Source organism: Azomonas macrocytogenes (assembly GCF_014191985.1).
Lineage (GTDB): Bacteria > Pseudomonadota > Gammaproteobacteria > Pseudomonadales > Pseudomonadaceae > Azomonas > Azomonas macrocytogenes.
This window is the reverse complement of sequence record NZ_JACHXI010000004.1, coordinates 57158-78257: the sequence shown is the minus strand read 5'-3', so window position 1 is coordinate 78257 and position 21100 is coordinate 57158. Positions and strand designations below refer to the sequence as shown.

General features: G+C 58.9%; 17 protein-coding genes and 1 pseudogene. 10 read left to right on the top strand and 8 right to left on the bottom strand.

The genetic code is table 11. The features are described 5' to 3' along the window. The first annotated feature begins 510 nt into the window (after positions 1-510). The 3 genes from FHR87_RS05620 (at position 511) to FHR87_RS05610 (ending at position 4514) form a co-directional block, all read left to right on the top strand. Positions 511-1017, top strand: coding sequence for a sigma-70 family RNA polymerase sigma factor (locus FHR87_RS05620; protein WP_183165742.1), 507 nt, complete (start codon positions 511-513; stop codon positions 1015-1017). After that, a complete protein-coding gene (locus tag FHR87_RS05615) occupies positions 1014-1988 on the top strand; it encodes a FecR domain-containing protein (RefSeq protein WP_183165741.1) in 975 nt (324 codons plus the stop codon). Before FHR87_RS05620 ends, FHR87_RS05615 begins: the two co-directional genes overlap by 4 nt. Positions 1989-2096: 108 nt before the next feature. Beyond that, entirely contained in the window at positions 2097-4514 is a 2418-nt protein-coding gene (locus FHR87_RS05610; RefSeq protein WP_183165740.1) for a TonB-dependent siderophore receptor, read from the top strand. Positions 4515-5044: 530 nt separating this feature from the next. On the opposite strand, the gene FHR87_RS05605 is transcribed toward FHR87_RS05610, so the two are convergent. Further along, complete coding sequence (locus FHR87_RS05605) at positions 5045-5356, bottom strand: hypothetical protein (RefSeq protein WP_183165739.1); 312 nt, start codon at positions 5354-5356, stop codon at positions 5045-5047. A 516-nt stretch (positions 5357-5872) separates the two neighbouring features. Here FHR87_RS05605 and FHR87_RS05600 point away from each other — a divergent pair. After that, the gene (locus FHR87_RS05600) at positions 5873-6547 is read left to right on the top strand and encodes a thiopurine S-methyltransferase (protein WP_183165738.1); all 675 of its coding nucleotides are present in this window, start codon (positions 5873-5875) and stop codon (positions 6545-6547) included. A 425-nt stretch (positions 6548-6972) separates the two neighbouring features. After that, positions 6973-7632, top strand: coding sequence for a hypothetical protein (locus FHR87_RS05595; RefSeq protein WP_183165737.1), 660 nt, complete (start codon positions 6973-6975; stop codon positions 7630-7632). Positions 7633-7649: 17 nt separating this feature from the next. On the opposite strand, the gene hrpB is transcribed toward FHR87_RS05595, so the two are convergent. Further along, a complete protein-coding gene (gene hrpB / locus FHR87_RS05590; protein ID WP_183165736.1) occupies positions 7650-10166 on the bottom strand; it encodes an ATP-dependent helicase HrpB in 2517 nt (838 codons plus the stop codon). Between the two features lie 208 nt (positions 10167-10374). On the opposite strand from hrpB, the gene FHR87_RS05585 reads away from it, so the two are divergent. Both FHR87_RS05585 and FHR87_RS05580 read left to right on the top strand, forming a co-directional pair. Then, the gene (locus FHR87_RS05585; RefSeq protein WP_183165735.1) at positions 10375-11286 is read left to right on the top strand and encodes a cation diffusion facilitator family transporter; all 912 of its coding nucleotides are present in this window, start codon (positions 10375-10377) and stop codon (positions 11284-11286) included. 313 nt (positions 11287-11599) lie between these two features. After that, entirely contained in the window at positions 11600-12076 is a 477-nt protein-coding gene (locus FHR87_RS05580; RefSeq protein WP_183165734.1) for an Lrp/AsnC family transcriptional regulator, read from the top strand. A gap of 42 nt (positions 12077-12118) precedes the next feature. Here FHR87_RS05580 and FHR87_RS05575 read toward each other — a convergent pair whose 3' ends face one another. Continuing rightward, positions 12119-12745: a pseudouridine synthase gene (locus FHR87_RS05575; RefSeq protein ID WP_183165733.1), complete on the bottom strand. Its 627-nt coding sequence runs from the start codon at positions 12743-12745 to the stop codon at positions 12119-12121. A gap of 142 nt (positions 12746-12887) precedes the next feature. After that, on the bottom strand, positions 12888-13034 hold the full coding sequence (locus tag FHR87_RS19135; RefSeq protein WP_246335807.1) for a zinc ribbon domain-containing protein: 147 nt from the start codon (positions 13032-13034) through the stop codon (positions 12888-12890). A gap of 267 nt (positions 13035-13301) precedes the next feature. On the opposite strand from FHR87_RS19135, the gene FHR87_RS05565 reads away from it, so the two are divergent. The 3 genes and pseudogenes from FHR87_RS05565 to FHR87_RS05555 all read left to right on the top strand — a co-directional run. Further along, entirely contained in the window at positions 13302-13532 is a 231-nt protein-coding gene (locus tag FHR87_RS05565; RefSeq protein WP_183165732.1) for a ribbon-helix-helix domain-containing protein, read from the top strand. Positions 13533-13541: 9 nt separating this feature from the next. After that, on the top strand, positions 13542-13946 hold the full coding sequence (locus FHR87_RS05560) for a type II toxin-antitoxin system VapC family toxin (protein WP_183165731.1): 405 nt from the start codon (positions 13542-13544) through the stop codon (positions 13944-13946). Positions 13947-14016: 70 nt separating this feature from the next. Further along, positions 14017-14263: pseudogene (locus FHR87_RS05555) on the top strand (DEAD/DEAH box helicase family protein); the annotation flags it as partial. A gap of 46 nt (positions 14264-14309) precedes the next feature. Here FHR87_RS05555 and FHR87_RS05550 read toward each other — a convergent pair. From FHR87_RS05550 to FHR87_RS05535, 4 genes are all read right to left on the bottom strand, one after another. Continuing rightward, positions 14310-17786 (bottom strand): acyl-[ACP]--phospholipid O-acyltransferase, encoded by a 3477-nt coding sequence (locus FHR87_RS05550; protein ID WP_183165730.1) that lies wholly within the window; start codon positions 17784-17786, stop codon positions 14310-14312. Positions 17787-17955: 169 nt separating this feature from the next. Continuing rightward, entirely contained in the window at positions 17956-18720 is a 765-nt protein-coding gene (locus FHR87_RS05545) for a class I SAM-dependent methyltransferase (RefSeq protein ID WP_183165729.1), read from the bottom strand. Positions 18721-18790: 70 nt separating this feature from the next. Continuing rightward, positions 18791-19945: an O-antigen ligase family protein gene (locus FHR87_RS05540; RefSeq protein ID WP_183165728.1), complete on the bottom strand. Its 1155-nt coding sequence runs from the start codon at positions 19943-19945 to the stop codon at positions 18791-18793. Further along, on the bottom strand, positions 19942-21069 hold the full coding sequence (locus tag FHR87_RS05535; RefSeq protein ID WP_338021223.1) for a capsular polysaccharide export protein, LipB/KpsS family: 1128 nt from the start codon (positions 21067-21069) through the stop codon (positions 19942-19944). Before FHR87_RS05535 ends, FHR87_RS05540 begins: the two co-directional genes overlap by 4 nt. Positions 21070-21100: the final 31 nt, after the last annotated feature.

Genomic DNA, 21100 nt, shown 5'->3' with positions numbered 1-21100 from the left:
CGGTAGGGTCAGGAGGAACATGATTTTTACCGATTTGGAAATAATCGACTAAGCTTATAACCAAACAATACCAATGGCCTCCTGCATCAAGCCTGGAGCGGGCCTATCGAGCACTGATGGCTGGCGATGAAAACGAGCCCTCTTGCAGAGCGATCCGATCAATGCAGATAATGAGATGAATTATCATTTGATGGCGCATCTTCATGAATACGGGTCCATTGAAAGCCGGCCGGCTGATGACAAGGCCTGACAGGTATTTCACTCCCCATAGACTCATGTAGCCCCTGCGCCTGTATTGGGTAAAACGCCCTCAGAGCCTGTTCACGATCTTGCGAGCTAGAGCTAAACGGTGGCAAAAATACCTGAGAAAGCGGACCGGGCTCGCGTGCGAGTTTACAAATGGTAAATGAGCATTTCGACCGAGCTGGCGATCCAGGCCGTTTTCAACGCCGTTTGGCCGACGCGCAGCAGATCGTGAACAGGTTCTCTCTGCTACGGAAAGCGTCGCCAATGTTATCCCGTGACTCCAGCATCACCCATCTGTATGCCCAACACCAAGGCTGGCTCCAGGGTTGGCTGCGACGGCGGCTGAACGACTCCAGCGATGCCGCCGACCTGGCTCAGGATACCTTTTTGCGGGTTCTGCAACGCCGGCAGAATCTCTCGCTCGAAGAGCCGCGCGCCTACCTGCGCACCATCGCCCACGGCCTGCTGATCGACCTCTGGCGCCGCCGCGACATCGAGCGGGCCTGGCTGGAGACCTTGCAACAGTTGCCGGAGCAGCAGGCGCCGAGCCCCGAGGTCAGTCTCCTGATGATCGAAACGCTGGTAGCCATCGACAACCTGCTCGACGAACTGCCGCCGGCGGTGCGCGAAGCCTTCCTGCTGGCCCAGCTCGAAGGCTTGAGCTGCCCGCGCATCGCCGAGCGTCTCGGCGTGTCCCTCTCCACCGTCGAACGCTACATCGCCAAGGCGCTGCGCCACTGCTATCGGCTGGCGTTCGAGCAAGAGCCATGAGCCGCACCCCGCAAGAGCGCCTGCCGGAGGCAGTGATCGAGCAGGCCATCGACTGGGCGGTCAGGCTGACCTACAACGAAGCCGATGCCAATACCCAAAGCGCCTTTCAGGCCTGGCACGAGGCCAGCGAACAACACCGCCAAGCCTGGCAGCGGGTGCAGAGTCTGCATGGCCGCTTCGCTGGTGTGCCGGCCGATTTGGCCATGCAAACCCTGGGCAAGCTGCCAAAGGCCCAGCTCAGACGCCGCCAGCTCGGCAAACTGACGCTATTGTTCGGCGCGTTGGGGGCCACCACTTGGGGCGCCAGCGAAGTCACCCCCTGGCAACGCCTGGTGGCCGATCACAGCACCGCCGTCGGCGAACGCCGCCGCTGGCGGCTGGCCGACGGCAGCCAGCTCGATCTGAACACCGATAGCGCCGTCAGCCTGCATTTCGACAGCGAGCAGCGCCTGCTGCGCTTGCTGCGTGGCGAACTGCACCTGATCAGCGACAGCGATACCGGGCAGTTCGCCGAACGGCCGTTGCGCGTACAAACTCGCGACGGCCTGCTGGAAGCCCTGGGCACCCGCTTCAACGTGCGCCTGGACGAACAAGCGACGCGGCTGATGGTGGAAGAAGGTACAGTCAGTCTGCACCCCGCCGGCAATGGCGAACCTCGGATCGCCCAGGCTGGCCAGCAATGGCTGCTGAACTCCGGCCAGGCCCTGCAACTGCCCCAAAGCCACAGCGTGCCGAACGGCTGGCTCGACGGCCAGTTGATCGCCCGTGAACTGCCCCTGGAAGAGCTGCTCGCCGAACTGTCCCGCCATCGCCACGGCTACCTCGGCTGCGACCCGGCCATCGCCCGACGGCCGATCAGCGGCAACTTCCAGTTGAGCGATATCGACGCCACTCTCGATTTCATCGCCCAAAGCCATGGTTTGTACCTGCACCGCCTGACCCGCTACTGGGTTCGTCTGGGCGCTGCCTGAGCAAAATAGGGACGACAGCGAAAATAGTTCACCGGTAAGTGAAGGAATTTCGATTCTCATTCGGCACTCAGGTCGTGACATTTCGCTCACTGCCAACGAGAGGCCCCCATGAGCTTGCGCAAACAGCCGTTGCCCCACAGTTCCCGACCCGCCACCCTGGCCGCCGCGGTGCGCGGCGCCCTGCTGTATCTGCCGCTGGCGAGCGTGATCCTGAGCATGCCGGCCACAGCTATCGCCCAGCAGACCGCCAGCCAGGAGTTTTCCATCGCCCCCGGCAGCCTGGATGCTGCCCTGTCTCAGTTCTCCCGCCAGGCCGGCGTGAGCGTCGCCTTCGACGCTAAACTGCTGGCCGGCAAAAGCACCCCGGGCCTGCAAGGCACCTTCGCCTCGGACGAAGCCCTGCACCGCTTGCTGGCCGGCAGTGGCTTGCAGGCAGAGCGGCAAGACCGTGGCGGATATGTGCTGGTGGAAACCGAATCAGCCGGGTCGATAAGCCTGGATGCGATGCGGGTAGTCGACAACTCACTCGGCACCATCACCGAGCAGACCAAGTCCTATACACCTGGCACCATTGCCTCCGCCACCCGATTAGTGCTGACACCACGTGAAACCCCACAAATGGTCACTGTGGTTACCCGCCAGCATATGGATGATTTTAATCTGACTAATGTCGATAAAGTTTTGGAACATGCGCCGGGTATTACTGTAACTAAACAGGATAACTTACGTTCCTTTTATTATGCGCGCGGCTATCAAATCCGTAACTTTCAGTACGACGGAATCCCTGTAATAAGTGATGGCGTAAACTTTATGGGGCAGACTACAAGCGATATGATCCAATACGATCGCGTAGAGGTTATTAAAGGTGCTAGCGGTTTAACCACCGGTGCAGGTGGTCCTGGCGCTACACTTAATCTAGTACGCAAAAAGCCTACCTATGAATTTTCTGGACACGCTACCGCCGAAGCAGGCCGCTGGGATAATTACCGCACTGAATGGGATGCCGGTGGACCTTTGAATGAAAATGGTAGCATTCGTGGTCGTGTCGCCGCTTCCTTTCAAGATAAACAATCCTTCCAAGATTATGCCAAGGAACAAACCCGGGCGCTCTATGGAATATTAGAAGTGGATTTGTCTCCACAAACGATGTTGACCTTAGGTGGTAATTACGACAAAAAAAGGCCAAGAGGAACTATGTGGGGTGGGGTTCCATTCTGGGATAGCTATAATAATACAATCAAGAAGTCTCGTTCTTTTAATCCTTCAGCAACCTGGAGCCATTCTGATCAGTTCAGTCATGCTTTATTTGCTCAGTTGGATCATGAGTTCGACAATGGTTGGACTAGCCGAGTTTATTACACCTTTCAAAGAAATGCGCAAAATGGTGAATTCGGAGGCATTCTATATGCCCCCAATGCTGATAATGGAAGTGCTAACTTACAGAGTAACGTGGCCAGATACAAAACAAGAAGCGGAGCGCTGGAGGCTTATGCCCGTGGTCCTTTCGAACTCTTTGGCCGCACCCATGAGCTGGCAGTAGGTGTTAGCGGTTACCATAATCATCTCAAAGGATCAGTGCATAGATACACAGTGATACCCATTGATAATTTCTGGGACTGGAATGGTCATGTACATAAACCGGACTGGGGAAGAGTTACCTGGAGTACGGAGGATATAATCAACCAACGCGCCTATTATGCCAGTGCCCGTTTCAGCCTAACCGATGATCTTGCTGTGATTCTGGGTAGTCGAGTGACTAATTATCGTAGAGGTGGTACTAGCCATATGCGTGAAACGGGAGAAGTGGTTCCTTTTGCAGGTATTACTTATGACCTAAACTACAGTTTCTCGGTTTATGCCAGTTACACCAAAATCTTCCAACCACAAGATGCCCGGGACGAAAACTATGGCATCCTTCAACCAGATGAAGGAGATAGCTACGAAGGTGGTTTTAAGGGCGAATGGTTCAATGGCCGCTTGAATGCCAGCTTGGCCTATTTTGAAATTCGCCAGGATAATCGCGCCGAATATGTCGGCTACGACTATGATCGAAACTATAGTATATATAGAGGAGTAAAAGCCAAAAGCAAAGGCGTGGAACTGGAAATAACAGGTGAGTTGACACCGGGATGGAATATTCAAGCAGGCTTCACCCATCAGGTTATTCGAGAGGACAGAACCAATGAAAAGCTGTCGACGGAGCAGCCGGAAAACATGCTCAAGCTCTACACGAATTATCGCCTGCCTGGAGCCTTGAGTAAGTTTACCATTGGTGGTGGCGCCAATTATCAGGGTACAACCTGGAGAAATGGTACAGACTATCTCAGCAATGCTCATCAATACAGGCAGGAAGCTTTCTGGCTACTTAATTTCATGGGTAAATATCAGGTTACCAACAACATTTCCGCAACTCTCAATATAAACAATTTACTGAATAAATATTATTATGTTAATTATGGAGCGGCAAATAGTTATATGTATGGAGAACCCCGCAACATGATGCTAACTACCCGCTGGGACTTTTAAGCCCATAGATAGAATGGCGCAAAGTAATATCCATCGAACAAAATTGACCATGATGGATATCGCTTCGCCCTCGTCCATCCTTATGGCGTATCGAGGCCGGCATACACGGAAAGCCCCGTAGGGCTGTGGCCGTAGGGTGAAAAACCCGCGTAGCGGTTTTCCACCGGGGACGCCCAGGCGGAGGTGAATAAGCAGAGCGTTATCCACCCTACACCGGGAAAAATCCGCTAAAGGGCTGACCCTAAAACGGCCTGGATCTCAATACCTCCACGAACCGGAAGGCGATCAGGCCATACAACTGGCTACACGTTGGGATTGTTAAAACCATATATCTCGCGCCATCGACGCTCGATGCCAGGGAACACCAGCCACGACCAGAACTTCAAATCCGCGCCAGGACCAGGCTGGCTGCCCCATGCCTGGATTCCAGGCCGAATGATCGCTTTGTCACGTCCAACGCCTCTGGCCGACGGCCGGATTCCGCCCGATCAGGCTGTCCAGAATCATTAGGCCGCATTGCCTGAACTCGATTAGTCATTCGACACGATCAGGCGCAAATGCGGACCTTTGCCGGGCCCGGGATACAGCTTTTCCGCCGTTGCCTCACCCTTGGCGCTTGTGATGCTGTATCCCGCGAGCGCGGACTCATCGAAAGCCGGGCGCGATTCGGCATCTTTCTCGCCGGCAGCGACAAGGTAAAGCCGCGGAGCCTGCCCCTGGCGTTTCAGCGCGTTTGCTGCAGCGCTTCGCCGCTGGTCATCCTGGGTACACCGCCAGAAGCGAGTTATCCAATTTATCGCGGCAGTCATGATCTTGCGGTTCAAGGTTCGTTCCTCTGGCATGATCGGTTCATGGACCGGATGGAGTCAGTGTATGGATCGCAAGGTCAAGCGCGGTCAGGCGGTGGTAAACGATTGGTAAATGGCGTCGAAGCATGCGCATGGATTGATCTCCGGTGACGATCGGCCACGGGAGGCGCGCTCGCACGGCCCATGCATACCCACGTGGGCAAACAACACCCGCCGCGCCGGCAACAGCCCCTAAAACGCTGCCCTTTCAAGATGTTTGGTTTCAAAAAGCGGGATTTCCAGGCGACACCCAGTCCCGCTCAGGAGGCTGGGTAGCGGCGTTGCGCAGGAGGATGCGAGGCATGGATGCCGAGCAAGGAACGAAGAGACGGGGCCACCAAGGTTGTGCAGAATCTGGCGCGATGCCAATGCGGGCGTTTGTTTATCGCCTATTTCATAAATAGCTCGCCACTCTATATTTTGCGTGATAGGTTCAATGCTTACTTCATGGCACATAGCTTGTTGAGCTTTGTGAACTTATAGCTTGCAAAAGCCTCCCGGATAAAGTTCATGAATAATCAGCAGCGCTGGAAAGCAAAATGGAAAAAGAATGATATTGCCTTTCATCAAGATAATATCAATCCCTTGCTGGAACAGTTTTGGCCGCAATTATCTTTATCAACAGGTGACACTGTCCTGGTTCCACTATGTGGAAAAAGTCTCGATATGAACTGGCTATCCTTGATGGGGTATAAGGTTATTGGTATCGAATTCAGTGATATTGCGATCAAGGCTTATTTCGATGCCTTGAGCGTAACGCCCTCACGCCAGCAACAGGGACGGTTCACACGGTGGTGGCATGGCGATACAGAAATATGGCGCGGTGACTTATTCAACCTGGCTGAAAATGATGTCAGAGAGGTCAGTGCCATTTATGATTGTGCAGCTTTAACGGCTTTATCGCCTTCCCGTCGAATAAAATATGTTCAGCATATTGCAAATATATTACCTGAACATGGCCAGATATTATTATTGACCACTGAAAGCACGAATGAAGAGCAAATTGATTCTGCGTCTGAAATAGATGAAGAGGTCAACGATTTATACAAATCACTCTATACAATCAAGTTACTATATGGTCAGCACTGTATAAAAAAAGATCCTGCATATCCTGATGAACCTGCTTCCGCTCTCGAAGAAAAAGTTTATTGGATGAAAACGCATACCCATAACTATTCCCACTAGATTTTGTACAGACAATCGCTGAATTTAGCTGTAAATAAACAGGTGTTTTCCAGTAACTATTTTACAAACGCCTCAACATCTTTCATCGGCCCGTAGAGTGGAAAACTTGCGTAGCGATTTTCCACCGGGGATGGCCGGGCGACTTTTCTGCTTCCCTGTGCCTCGTACCGGCCATGAGCCTGAGAGCCTGTTCACGATCTGCTGCGCGTCGGCCATACGGCGTTGAAAATGGCCTGGATCGCCAGCCCGGTCGGAATGCTCATTTACAACGCGTAAACTCGCACGCGAGCCCGGTCCGCTTCCTCAGCCATTTTCGCCTTGCCTGGCTCTAGCTCGCGAGATCGTGAACAGGCTCTGAAAGCACATGTAGAGATCCGGCGCATCGGCTAAAGTGTGGCTCTTCGACTGTTCGATGCCTCGATAAAATGCAGCTACTGTCTACTCTCCGCGAAGCCTGGTATTTCTATTCACGCCATCTGGGTTCCATCGTTCTGCTTTGCTTGCCGCTGATTCTGACGGAAAGCGTCGCTCGGCTGGCGATCACCTACTTCACCGGTAGCCAGGACGACCTGCAGCTCCAGGATTTGCTGGTCAGTCTGCTGTTCTACCCGATCTACACAGCGGCGCTGATTCTGTTTCTCGATGCACGCAGCCGTGGCCTTGTGCCGCACAACAACGAGCTGCTGCGCCAAGCGCTACAGCGCTGGCTACCGCTGGCGATACTCTCTGGCTGCAGCGCCATGTTGATCATGCTCGGTTCTTCGTTGATGGTCTTGCCGGGGCTCTGGGTGATGGTCAAGGTGATCTTTGCCGAATACCTGCTGGTGCTGCGCGGCCTCTCACCACTAGCGGCGCTGAAGGAAAGTTTTGTCGCCACGCGCGGGCATTTCCTGCAGATATTCAGCGTCGTGCTGGTGGTGGTGCTGCCGTTATGGGCCTTCGACTTCTGGCTTGGCGGCACTCTCCAGACTACCGCCAATCCGCTGTTGATCGTGCTGAGCGATGGGCTCTCCGGCCTGCTCCAGCTGTTCGCCACGGTGGTGTTCTTCCGGGTCTATATGCTGCTGGTACCGCCTCGCCCCTGAGCTGCCAGCGCGCCAGATCAGGTACCGCGCGGTTTGGCCCGCGCCGTCGGCGCGGCGATCAGTGGATCGTCCGGCCAGTAGTGCTTGGGGTAGCGCCCCTTCAGATCCTTCTTCACCTCGGCGTAAGTGCTGCGCCAGAAGTTCGCCAGATCCTGGGTGACCTGTACCGGGCGGCGCGCCGGCGACAGCAGGTGCAGCTTGACGGGCTGGCGCCCGCCGGCGATGCGCGGCGTGTCGGCCAGGCCGAACAGCTCTTGCAGACGCACCGCCAGTACCGGTGGCGCCTCGTGATAGTCGAGCCGAATGCGCGAACCGGAAGGTACAGCAATAGCCACTGGTGCCAGCTCATCCAGTTTCTGCGGCAAAGGCCAGGGCAGTAGTGTGGCAAGCATGCCGGCAAGGTCCAGTTGGGCGAAGTGCGCCAGCCGTGTGACCCGGCCCAGGTACGGCAGTAGCCACTCGTCCAATCGTTGCAACAGAGCGATATCGCTCAGATCAGGCCAAGCGCTGTCGCTGCCCTGTTCCAGATCGAGGTGGCGCAACAGCAACACCCGTGCCTGCCACTGACGCAGTTCCGGCGTCCAGGGCAACAGCTCCAGCCCCTTGCGTCGGACCAGTTCGAGCAAGGCACGATCACGGGCATTGTCGTCCAGTTCTGCCAGCGGCTCGCGCGCCAGCACCAATTCACCGACTCGGCGCTGGCGTTCGGCACGCAGCACCCCTTCGCGTTCGTCCCATTCCAGCTGTTCATGCTCTTGCACCTGCTCGGCCAGGATGCTCTCGAACAACGCCGGGTCCAGCGCAGCAGCCCGATAGATACGCTCCTCGCGATGACCCTGCCGACTGCCCAGCTCGGCAATCACCAGCCAGGCTTCCTTCATCAACGAATCGGTCTCGCTGAACTGCGCAGCGCGGCCATTGGCCAGGCGATAGTCGGCACCGCCCTCGCGCCGCTGGCGGGCGATGCGGTCGGGATAAGCGAAGGCCAGCAGCGCACCGATCCAGCGCGGATCGTCCTCTACCTCCGGTGTAGTACCTGCCGGGCCGCGCAACAGACGGTGAAACTGTCTGGCCAGTTGCCTCACCCGCTGCACCGCACCGCTGCCACGCCCGGCCTGCAGCAGATTCAGGCGCGTCGCCAGATCCACCCCGCCACCTTTCTGAATATCCCGCTCTACCAACAGGGCAGCGATATCCGCCGCCAGCCGGCCCAGTCCCAGCGCCTGTCCGCGCAATAGCAGATGGGCAATGCGCGGATGCGCTGGCAGCTCGGTCAATGCCTGGCCATGGGCAGTCAACTTCCAGTGGCCCTGGGCGCTACGCTCCAGGGCGCCGAGGCGTTCGAGCAACACCTGGGCCAGAGCATGCGCGGCGGTGGGCGGTAGATCCAGCCAGACGAGGTCGTCCGGTTCGGCGCCCCAGCGCGCCAGTTGCAGGGCGAGACCGGCCAGGTCGGCCTGGAGAATTTCCGCTTCGCCATGCGCCGCCAGTTGGGCGTGCTGTTCTTCCGACCACAGCCGATAACAGATGCCGGGCTCCAGACGCCCCGCCCGCCCGGCGCGCTGGGTTGCCGAAGCACGGGAAATCCGTCGGGTGTCCAGGCGCGTCATGCCACTCCCGGGGTCGAAACGCGGCACGCGGGCAAGCCCTGCATCCACCACCACGCGCACGCCTTCGATAGTCAGGCTGGTTTCGGCGATATTGGTGGCCAGCACCACTTTGCGCTGACCAGTCGGCGCCGCTTCGATGGCCGCGCGCTGGGCCGTCAGTTCCAGTTCGCCATGCAGCGGACAAAGCAGGATGCCAGTGCGCCCGATCAGTTGTGCTTCGAGCGCTTCCTGCACGCGCCGGATTTCCGCCTGGCCAGGCAAAAAGACCAGGATGCTGCCACTTTCCTCAGCCAATGCCTGCAATACCGTTTGCACGACGCGCAGCTCGATGCGTTCGCCCGGCTGCCCGGGTCGCCCCCAGCGAGTCGCCACCGGATGCATACGCCCGTCGCTGCGTACCACCGGTGCTTCGTCCAGCAGCGCGGACAACCGCTCACCGTCCAGCGTGGCGGACATCAGGAGTAGCTTGAGCGGCTCCTCACGCAGCAGCAAACGGGCATTCAGGGTCAACGCCAGGGCCAGGTCGGCATCCAGGCTACGCTCGTGGAACTCATCGAAGATCACCAGGCCCACGCCTTCCAAGGCCGGATCGTCCTGCAACCGGCGAGCAAGAATACCTTCGGTGACCACTTCGATACGGGTATCCGGTCCAACCCGGCTTTCCAGACGGATGCGATACCCCACCGTTGCGCCGACCGGTTCGCCCAGCTCGCCAGCCAGCCGTTCCGCCGCCGCCCGTGCCGCCAACCGGCGCGGCTCCAGCATGAGGATGCGTTGCCCCGCCAGCCATGGCTCACCCAGCAGAGCCAGCGGCACTCGCGTGGTCTTGCCGGCACCGGGCGGCGCTTCCAGGACCACTTCGTCACGCCGCAACAACGCCTCGCGCAGGACCGGCAAGGTTTCGTCGATGGGCAGGATCGGCATGGGGAGCACTCCACAAAAGGGAGCAGGATTATAGCGGCAGGCCAAGGCTGGGGGCTGATCCTGCCCTCACTGTTACCTGTAGCCGGTATGCCGCCCGCTACTCCGGTATAGTGGCAGCGGTTTTTCTGGAGAACCCCATGGGTACTGTTGTCTGCAGCGTTCTGACCCTGTATCGCGGGTTCTCGCCGCCTGAAATAAAAGCCTGACCATGACGAACATTCCTGCCGAACACGCCCGTCTGCTGCGCCTTGCTACCAATGCCGCCCTGGGCACTGCCATTCTGCTGGCCATCTGCAAGGCAGTAGCCTGGTGGCTCAGCGGCTCGGTGAGCCTGCTGGGCGGGCTCACTGATTCGCTGCTGGATGGCGTGGCTTCCTTGCTCAACCTGCTGGCCGTACGCTATTCACTGCGCCCGGCTGACGACAATCACCGCTATGGTCATGGCAAGGCCGAGGCGCTCGCCGGGCTTGGGCAGGCGGCTTTCATCTGTATCAGCGCCCTAATCGTGGGCACCCAGGCTATCGACCGCCTGTTCCATCCCGAGCCATTGGGCAGCCCGACCGCCGGCATCGTGGTAATGCTCCTGTCGCTGGCGGTAACCGTCGCCCTGCTGGCCTACCAACGGCACGTAGTAAGAATCACCGGCTCCACGGCAGTACGCGCCGACTCCCTGCACTACCACTCGGACCTGCTGCTCAACGGCAGCATCCTCCTGGCCTTGCTACTGGCCAGCGTCGGGTTGAATCGGGTGGATGCCTTCTTTGGCATCGGCATCGCCTTCTATATCCTCTGGAATGCCATCGGCATCGCTCGCGAAGCCAGTTCGATACTGATGGATACCGAGTTGCCGACGGAAATCGGCCAACACATGCAACAGCTGATCAACGCCGTGCCCGACGTGCTCGGTTGCCACGATTTGCGCACCCGGGCTTCGGGAATGAATTGGTTCGTCCAGTTGCATATCGACCTGCCCGACGAGATGCCGCTGCGGCGTGTGCATGCCGTTTGCGAAGCGATAACGCAGGCGATACGCCAGGAATATCCGAATACCGAAGTGCTGGTGCATGCCGATCCGCTGCACCTGCGCAGCCGATGGCAGTCGGCCGGAGCGAAGCAGTGAGCGATTCCAGAAACAAGCAGGGAGACCTTGCGGTCTCCCATGCGTCTTCGCTGGCAAAGGGTGGCTGGTTTCACCCTGCTTCGCCTGCCGCCTCGTGAGCGTGGCGACTTCCGGGCCGCGCCCCTTGTGAGGTCTGCGGCAGCTCGAACCGGGGTACGGATCGGCAGTGTTTCGCCAAAAACGGAAGTTGGGAAAAGCTTACGCCAGAGGCCGCGCCATTAATTTCTTAAAACCGTCCGAAAAATCATCTATTGCGCAAGTATCTAGTACTGGATTATTAATTAAAGCAATTTCATGCCAAGACATACCGATCATGAGCAAGCTTGACCGATACGATCTGAAAATCCTCGCCGAATTGCAGCGTGACGCCAGGATCTCCAACCAGGAGCTGGCCGAACGCATAGGCCTCTCTCCATCACCCTGTTCGCGTCGGGTCAAGCAACTGGAAGATGACGGCTATATTGTCCGCCAGGTCGCCCTGCTCAACCGCAAGCACCTCGGCCTTACGCTTACCGCCCACGTGCTGATCGGCATGGACCGCCACACGCCGGAACGCTTCGAGCATTTCGAAGACGTGATCGGCAAATGCCCCGAAGTGATGGAATGCAGCCTGATCACAGGCATGGACGCAGATTACCAGCTCAAGGTGGTGGTGCCGGACATGGACCACTACCAGCAATTTTTGCTTGGCACCCTGACCCGTATCGAAGGCGTCTCCAGCGTGCGCTCCAGCTTCGTGCTGCGCCAGGTGATCTCCAGCACGGAACTGCCGCTGACACACTTGCGCTGATGAGTTTGTCGCGCCATCCGTGGCCCAGGCGGGCTTCGCGTCCTACTTGAGCTGCGCCGGCACTTCCCGCCACTCGCCCGGTGCCAGCCCATCCAGTGTCCAGGGGCCGATACGGACCCGCACCAGACGCAAGGTCGGCAGGCCGACGGCTGCGGTCATGCGCCGGACCTGGCGATTGCGACCCTCGCGGATGACCAACTCCAGCCAGCTGCTGGGCACGGTCTTGCGAAAACGTACCGGCGGCTCGCGTGGCCAGAGCTCTGGCTCAGCCAGACGCCTCACCTCGGCTGGCAAGGTTAGGCCATCGTTGAGCTGGACACCTTCGCGCAGTCGCTGCAACTGCTCGTCGTCCGACTCGCCTTCCACCTGAACCCAGTAGGTTTTCGCCAACTTGTGGCGCGGATCGGCGATCCGCGCCTGCAAGCGGCCATCGCTGGTCAGCAACAACAGCCCTTCGCTATCGCGATCCAGGCGACCGGCCGGATAAACCCCGGGAGCCTTGATGAAATCCTTGAGCGTGGCACGACCATCGCCGCCGCTGAACTGGGTCAGCACATCGAACGGCTTGTTGAACAGCAACAGTCGCGGCTCGGCCGGCGGCGGCTTGGCAATACGACGCGGTGTGGATAGCGCCGGACGGGACACCGGGCGATGGGGTTGGCGGGCCATGTAAAAATCATCGGCAACAAAGGCCAGGCATGCTAGAGCCCGACCGGCATCCCCGCAACCCTCAGCCGAAGGTCGGCACCACCAGCCCGGCGGCTTTTATATTGAGTGCCGCGTTGATATCGCGATCATGGTCAATCCCGCATTACGGGCAGGCCCACGAACGAACATTAAGTGGCAGGGATGCAACGAGATACCCACACCCCGAACAGCGCTTCGAGCTTGGATAACAGCGGTCGATCTGAACGATCTGCCGTCCAGCCCACTCGCCTTTGTACTGGATCTGGCGCATCAGTTCACCCCATCCCGCATCGGCTCGGTGGACATATATCACGCCAGGGGAGACAAACTGGCCTATACCCGGCAAGTCGGTTTCAGCCAAGTGCAACACCCGGAAATGGTGCTCAACTACGTTCGGCAGCATGGGTGCATCCAGTGAAATTGTGCAAGCCAACCAGCGCCTGCACAGGGCGCCGCAGATATGGCCCTGCTTGACGCATCGACCGCAAAAAATATACTTGCAAATATAATTGCCTCACCCATGACTGGAGGTGCCGTCATGTCACAAATCACCCTCTATCTCGATGACGCTACACAGGCGCTGGTGGAGCAGGCCGCGCAGGCCAATGGCATGTCGAAAAGTCGCTGGGTGGCAGAGATCATCCGCAAGTATGCCGCCCAGGAATGGCCCAAGGACTGTTTGGAACTGGCCGGCCGGTTTGCCGATTTTCCCTTGCGCGAAGACAGCCCCGTCACAGCGCCTGCCGATGTGCCGCGGCTGGGTTTTTGAGGACTTGCCTTGCTGATTCTCGACAGCAACACCATCAGCTACTATTTTCGCGGCGATCCGCAGGTGGTGCCGCGCCTGCAAGCCCTGCCTCCTGCCGATATCGGCGTGCCGGCCATTGTCGAATACGAGCTGCGCTACGGTCTTTTGCGCTTGCCGCAGGAGGCCGCAGCGCCCCGTCTGGCAGCATTGGCGCAACTGCTGCGGCCCATGCAGCTTTTGCCGTTCGACAGTGAATGCGCTGCGCAGGCTGCCCGTATTCGCGCCGACCTGGAGGCCGCAGGCACCCCTATCGGCCCGCACGATACGCTGATCGCTGCCACGGCAGTGCGCCATCAGGCCACGCTGGTGACGCGTAATGTGCGCGAATTCTCTCGTGTGTCGGGCTTGCAGTGGCTGAACTGGCACGAAGCCTGACCAGCGGCGATATATCCACGGAGAACGCTTTGCAATAACCGACCCGAGCAATCCCACCAACGCCGACACAGTGCCATCCGTATATCACCACGGCGCGCACCGGCGCATCCTGCAAGGCCAACGAACTGGGCATGCGCGCCATGCAGGAGCGCGCCTATGCCAAGCGCGGTGAGCAGTGCCTGCTGATCAAATCGCCGCCGGCATCAGGCAAATCCCGTGCACTGATGTTCCTCGCGCTGGACAAGCTGCATAACCAGGGCTTGCAGCAAGCCATTGTCGTGGTGCCGGAGCGCTTCATTGGCGGTAGCTTTGCCGATTAGCCTCTGAGCCAGCAGTCCGGCTTCCATACCCGTGACCAGGCTATCAGCCTTCTGGCGATACCGTTTTCGCCCCTTCGGCCGCCAGCTTTTTCGCCGTCGCGATATCCGCCTTGCCCGAACCCAGCCTGGGCAGCTCCTCTACCTGGAGCCAGGCAGCGGGAATCATCAGGGGATTGCAACCGGCGGCCTGCAGCTTGCGTTTCAATTCGCTGCTGTCGAGCGGCTGGTCATGCAGCAGGACGATTCGTTCTCCCTTCTTCTCGTCCGGTACGTTGACGGCCATGATCGCCACTTGCGCGTCACCAATGGCCTGCTTCACCGCCTCTTCCACCTGGCCGAGGCCGATCATTTCGCCGCCAATCTTGGCGAAGCGCGAGTAGCGGTCGATGATGGTGAGGAAACCGTCTTCATCCAGATGCCCCTTGTCGCCGGTGATGTACCAGCGCAAACCGTCCAGTTCGTGGATGACCTTGGCGGTCCTCTCGGGGTCGTGCAGATAGCCTTGCATCACCTGCGGCCCGCCGACCAGGATCATACCGTCTTCACCGGTCTTGAGTTCGGCGAAGCTGTCCGGGTCGACGATCTTCAGGCTGGTGCCGGGCAGCGGCATGCCGACGGTGCCGATCTTGCCGCCGCGCTGGACTTGCAGATAGGTCACATCCAGCGCATCGGGCAGGTTGACCGAAGCGACGGGGGCGGTCTCGGTGGCGCCGTAGCCTTCGTAGATATTCTTGTTGAACCTGAGCTTGAAGCTCTCGCGCACCTCGCTGTCCATCTTTTCGGCGCCGGCCACTACCACGCGAATGCTCTCCAGCATCAGCGGCTCGATCTTCTTGTTGCGCACGAACAGGCGCAGGAAGGTGGAGGTGCCGCACATGATGGTGGCGCGGTAGGTGGCGATGGATCTGGCGATGCCGAAGACGTCGGTCGGGTCGGGATGGCAGACCACCGGCAGCCCTTCGATCAGCGGCAGGAATTGCGTCACCGTCAGGCCGAAGGCATGGAACAGCGGCAGGGAGGCCATGACCACGTCTTGGTATTCGGTGTTGAGCACGTCCGAGGTCTGCTTGAGATTGGCCATGATGTTGCGGTGACTGAGTACAACGCCCTTGGGTGTTCCTTCGCTGCCACTGGAGAAAAGGATCGCTGCCGTGGCACGCGGGTTTTTCGCCCGGCTGAACAGCGAGCAGAGCATATGCGTCGGTAGCAGGCGAATTGCCAGCCAGGTCAGCAACAGCTCGGCCTTGCCGAATTCTTCGCGCAGGTCTTCCAGATAGATCACTCGGCGTCCGGCCAGTACTTCGCTGGCCGGCAAGCCACGCTGGTCGAGTTTGCCGATAAAGCGCCTGGAGCTGTAGATGGTCTGAATTTCGGCCTGCTCCAGGGCTGACCTGAGCGCTTCCTGGCTGGCCGTATAGTTGAGGTTCACCAAGGTCTTGCCGGCCAGCAACCCTGCCATGTTGGCCAGCATGCCGCCGCTGCTGGTGGGCAGCAGCAGCCCGATATTCTGTTCGGGGCTGAGCTTGCGCAAACGCCGCGCCATGACACAGCTGGCCGCCAGCGCCTGGGCGGCCTTCAGCGGTTTGCTCAGATTGTCGGCCAGGGCCAGCTCGCCGGGACGGCGCTTGACGCAATCGATCCAGGCATCGGCAAGCGATGGCAGTTCCTCTACATAATGCAGCCAGGAACGAATGGTCTGGTCAAAGATGCGCCGCTTGACCACATCCGCCGTGGTGTCTTTGGGCAGTGGCTCGCCGAAGGCGACGATGACCGTACGGTGCCAGGCGGATTCGCGCAGTTCCTTGAGTTTGCCGGAAGAGCGCGAGAACTGGCTGCCCCACAGACCACGCAGATAGAACGGCACGATTACCAGATCGGACTTGGCCTTCTGGCAGGCGCGCTCGTAGCCACGGCGGAACTCCCCTAGTTGCCCGGTGCGGCTGATGGTGCCTTCCGGGAACAGGCAGACGACTTCGCCAGCATCCAGCAGATCAGCCACCTTTTCCAAGGCATGTATGGCGCTGGCGCCCTGGTTGATCGGGATACAATTCATGGCCTTCAGCAGCCAGCGCAGATACCAGCGGTCGTAGATGCTTTTGAGCATCACGAAGCGCACCGGGCGCGGGCAGGCAATCTGCACCATCGCCCAATCCACCCAACTGATATGGTTGCCCAGCAGCAGCACGCCGCCTGTCGGTGGCAGGTTCTGCATGCCGTACACCTCGACACGGTAGCGCCGTAGCATCAACTGGGCGAGCATGAAACGCACCAGGCTCTGCGGCAGCTTGCCTACCGTGTAGATACCCCCCACCAGCGCCACCATGGCGATCATCAGCAGCAGATAATGGCTGTTGACGCCAGCCAAGGCGAATAGCGCGGTCAGTATCAGGAAGCCGAGCATCGCCACGTTCTGTACCCAGTTGTTGGCGGCCAGAATGGTACCCAGCTCATCCTCACGCGCATGGAACTGGATCAGCGCGTTCAGCGGCACGATGAACAACCCGCCCATCACCCCGATAAAGACGAAGTTCAGCGCATGGGTGATCGGCGAATCGAACAGCGACAGGCTCCAGAGGCCGATCGCGATACCGAGAGCGCCAACTGGAATCAGCCCGGTCTCGATGCGGTTGCGCGACCAGCGACTGGCCAGCGCCGAGCCCAGCGCGATACCAATGCCGCTGGAAGCGAGAATGCCCTGGATCACCAATACGCTCTGGATATCCAGTGTGTCCTTGCCGTAGGACGGAAAGGCCGCCAGTAACACCTGCCCCACCGACCAGAAGGTCGCCAGGCCGATGATGGACAGACGGATGGTTGGCCGCTTGCGCAACATCTTCAGGTCGGCAGCGCCCAAACCACTGCGCAGGTAGTGACGCCAATCGAAGCGTTCCCGCCGGGCCGGCGTGTCGCGGTCTTGCAGGCGATAGAGCAGTGCCACCTCGACCAGGCTGCTCGCCACCAGCAGCCAGCCAAGCGGCGCCACATCGCGCAGCATCTCATGCGGGGTTTCGTGGTCCTGCGCCAGCCAGGCCTCGAACAGGCCGGTGAAGACGAAAGTACCGGCCAGGATCGCAATGATCGATACCGCCTGCACCAACCCGTTACCCTCGGCCAGGTGTGGCTTGCCGAACAGGGTCTTGATATAGCCGTATTTGGCTGGCGAGTAGAAGGTCGCCTGGATCGCCAGCAGCAGCGTCATACCGAAAGCCAGCCAGAACCAGCCGGCATAGTAGGCGGCGGTGATCACTGCGGTAATCGCCACGGCGACCCAGGCCGAAATACGCATCACCTTGACCTTGGAGCGCGAATCGGACACATGCCCGGCCGGGCTGAACAGGATAATGAAAGGCAGCAGCATCAGGCCATTGACCAGTGCGGTCAGTACAACCTGGGTAGAACCATCGTAGATTTTGAAAACCGTGTTCTGAATGACGATCTTGTGTCCCAGATCGACGAACGCGTTGATGAACATCGCGATCAGGTAAGGCCAGGCGCCCGGCATGCGGTGCAGTTTGTCCATGAACAAGCCTCGGAAAATACGAAAGATACGCAGACTGACCGTGAGAGCGGCATTTCGCAAGCAGTGAGGTCGACCTGAAAGGGGTCAGCCTGTAGTGAAAATCGTCAGACCCAGCGAATTCGTTCCGCACGGGCCTGATGCTGGATTGCCTGAGCAATCGGCAACCGATTCAACCTGAAGCGGCGGCTCTGCCGACCCGCAGCGCCAACGGCCAGCACACCTTCCGCTCCAGCTCAGGCACGCCCCAGACGGGGCGCAGGCGCTGCGCCAGAGCAGCAACCGGATCGTCAGCACAATTTTCGCGATACCGTGCGGTCGCCGACCAACTGCGGAAATACCCCAGCAATCGCTCGAGATTCCAGTTGATACGCATGGTGAAAGTCGGTGCGGCAATCGGCTGGAACGGGAATTCCAGTTCGCGATAACCGTTTTCCACATGCCGGCGCTCGGCTGGCCACCAGGGGCCGACGACATCGTGATAGAAATGCTGGACCAGGGCATCGACTTCCGCGCCTTCGACCGTGAGCACGCCGTAGGACCATTCGGCGATTACGCCACCCGGTTTCAGCACCCGCGTCGCCTCGGCATGGAAGCGTTCGACAGCGAACCAATGCAGAGCCTGCGCAACCACCACCAGATCGATACTGCCCGCCGCGAGCCCGGAAGCCTCGGCCGGCGCGACTCGATAATCGATCCGCTCATGCCGTATAGCCTGCCCGATCTGCGCGGCGCTGGCGTCGGTGGCCGTTACTTGCTGGAAGTGCTGTGCCAGATCCAGAGCGGCCTGGCCGTTGCCGGTGGCGCAATCCCAGGCATGGCCGGTGGCTGGGCTTTGCGCTGCCAACCATGCGAACAATTCGGGCGGATAGGTTGGCCGGCTTTCGGCGTACTGCCTGGAAACGTTCTTGAAATGATCGGAAAAGGACGTACTCATGTGTTCCCCTTCGCTTGTGTGTCAGGCCTGGCAGAACCAAGCCGAGCCGGTTTGCCAGTCGACTAGTGGTTTACGGCTTTTTTACCCCCAACCCCAGCGCCATGAACACAGGTAGCCAGAAGGTGAACCAGGTTTCATTCGGTTTGACCCAGGGACCTTCCCCATCAGTCAGCAAGGCCAGAAAAGCGAAGATCGATAAAGCCACCAACGCCCTGCCCTTATCTGCTGCGAAGTGCTGGCGGGCCTGGAGAAGAACGGCATATTGCACACATCCCCAGCCGAACAGGCCGATCAACCCGAACTGGATCGCCAGGTGCAGGAAGAAGTTATGCGCATGGTGCAAGGGCTGCTCCAGCGACGGAATAACGATCAGGTAATTCACATTCAAGCCGATGCCGGCAAAGGGGTTTTGCCGCAGAACCTCGACAGCGGCATCCCATACTTCGGGCCGGTACGACATACCGCCCCGCAAGGCGTACTCGGGGAAGAAATAGGCATAAGCCAGCAGCGCGGCGCAAATACCGGCAACGAGCAGCAGAGCCCGTCGCCGGTAGATAATCACCAACAGAAACAGCAGGGCAATCAGCAGCGAAATGATCGGTCCCTTGCTCTTGGAGAGCAGCAGGTAAGCGCAGTAGCCGGATAGGGACAACAGCCAGACCCACCCTTGCAAAGCCTGCCGCAAGCGGCCGCGGAAGCAATACAGCAGAATGCCGAGCGCCCCCATGTAGTGCGAGGCGATGATGGTGTCTTCCAGGGCTCCCGGCCCGATGAGCCGTTCGGAAAAGTCATGGCCATCGACCAGGAAGAAAATTCCGATGCCATACCAGGCCAGCCCACCACCGACCAGCACGGCATAGGCCATGATCTTCCACAGGCGCTCCTGGTCGAGCCAGGCCAGGACCAGTATCGAATTGAACGCCAACAACAGGTAAAAGACTTCCTTTATCCGCGTATCGCCCTGCGCCCAAAGCACGCTCAACATCGACCAGGCGGCGAAGCCAAGCAGAAATAGCGGCAACCGTGCCAGCCACAGGCGCAGCACCTGCGGGTTGACGAACAAATAGAGGAATCCCGGCACCCAGAACAGAATCTGGATCAACTGATGATAAACCTTGCTGGAGGAGGAAAGCTGCAGCCCCAGCAAATACCAGGCGAAGCCAATGCTCATGATGACCAGGAACTTGCCATCGAGCTGGTCACCCAAAAATCGTTTTACATTCAAGCATCATGCTCCATGAGTTGCCCCTGCATCCGTTGTGCGACATCCAGCAAATGAGTCTTTCCCGAACGCTTCCAGGCGCCCGGTACGCAATAGGAATTTTTCAGATAGTGCAGAAACGCTTTGCGCAACGATTCATCGAGCGGCCAGTCGGGATAACGCCGGACGAGACTGACCACTTCTTCAGTCGAATCGGCATGCATGGTCACCCCACCAATGTTGAAGAAGGCCTGCCCGAGCGTCAGCACCGGCTTGCCGAGCAACAGGCTTTCCAGGCCGACCGTGGAATTGAGGGTAATCACCAGCAGGCTGGCTTCGATCAGCTCCTGCGTGCCGTTGCCGTTGGCGAAAAGTAGCTGCTCGCTGGCTCGCGCATGCAGATCCGGATACGACTCGCGGCTCGACGGATGTTCCTTGAAGACAACGCAGATCCCCGTTTCCCTGGCCAACCTTTCACCAATGGCGAAAAGCTCCCGCATGTTGCGTACCCAGGGTGAAAACAGCCGGACCTGACTATCGATATCGACCTGGAAGGGGATAAAGATGAAACGCTCCGGCAGCTCGATCGCGGTCTTGCCAGCAGAGCGATTCTTGCGTGGAACGAGCACGACGGGCGCAGCCTCGGCAGCGATATTTCGCTCGGCGGCATAGCGACGATAGAACGCCGCTTCACGCGGTACCGAATTTTCGTAGTTGACGCCACGTGGATCGAGGGTCGTGGTATCGGGCAGCAGTCCGTTCTCGAAAAAGAATGTTCCAGTGTGTTCAGGCAGCAACGACAGCAGAATCCTGCACAGCCGGTTCGAACCGTTCCAGACGACAACGGCATCGGGCCGGCTGCGCTCCAGCAGCGCCTGGATTCGCAGCCCGGCAATCAGCATCTCCAGGCGCAACAGCCAGCGATAGATGAATCCCTGGTATTTACCCTTGACCCTGCGCTCCTGGCATTTCTCCTCGACCAGAAGCCGCCAGTCGATGCGGGAAATCACCCATGCCAGCCTGCCGACAGCGGGAAAAGGCATTTGCCTGGGAACCATGATCTGGCCGTCCAGCGAAGTCTCATCGAGCAACCGCTGGAAATACTCGACCTGGTGCCTGGCCAGGCAGAAAAACAGAAATTTCTTCACGCGCGCATCATTTCCTTAGCGATAGTTCACA